This is a genomic window from Pseudonocardia halophobica (assembly GCF_027922425.1).
Classification (GTDB): domain Bacteria; phylum Actinomycetota; class Actinomycetes; order Mycobacteriales; family Pseudonocardiaceae; genus Pseudonocardia; species Pseudonocardia halophobica.
The window spans coordinates 1-562 of the sequence record NZ_BSFQ01000266.1; the positions used below are offsets into that span (position 1 = coordinate 1).

The following is a 562-nucleotide window of genomic DNA, read 5'->3' on the forward strand; positions in this document are numbered from 1 at the left end:
GTCCGGGCTGGGATCGAACACCTCCATGCAGGACGCGTTCAACCTGGCCTGGAAGGTCGCCTACGTCGTCAAGGGGCACGCCGGGGCCGGCCTGCTCGACTCCTACACCCCGGAGCGGATGCCGGTCGGCAAGCAGATCGTCGCCCGGGCCAACCAGTCCCGCAAGGACTATGCCGGGCTGCGCGAGTGGCTGGCCGCGGACAGCGACGACCCAGTGCGCGACGGGCTGGCCAAGCTCAGGGAAGCCAGCCCCGAGGGGGTGGCGCTGCGCGAGCGGCTCTACGAGGCCCTCGAGCTGAAGAACACCGAGTTCAACGCCCACGGCGTCGAGCTCAACCAGCGCTACGAGTCCGCCGCGGTCGTACCCGACACCACCGTCGGTTCGGAGGAGTGGCCGCACCATCCCGAGCTGTACCTGCAGGCCACCACCCGCCCCGGGGCGAAGCTGCCGCACGCCTGGCTCGTCGGGCCGGACGGCTGCCGGCTCTCGACCCTCGACGTCGTCGGCAAGGGCAAGATGACCCTGCTGACCGGCATCGGCGGAGCGGGCTGGAAGCGGGCC

At 71.4% G+C, this 562-nt stretch carries 1 protein-coding gene; it reads left to right on the top strand.

Features of this window, described 5'->3' with window-relative positions:
• Positions 1-7: 7 nt before the first annotated feature.
• On the top strand, positions 8-562 hold a 555-nt coding region (locus PKE99_RS38540), incomplete at its 3' end, for an FAD-dependent monooxygenase (protein ID WP_271215168.1).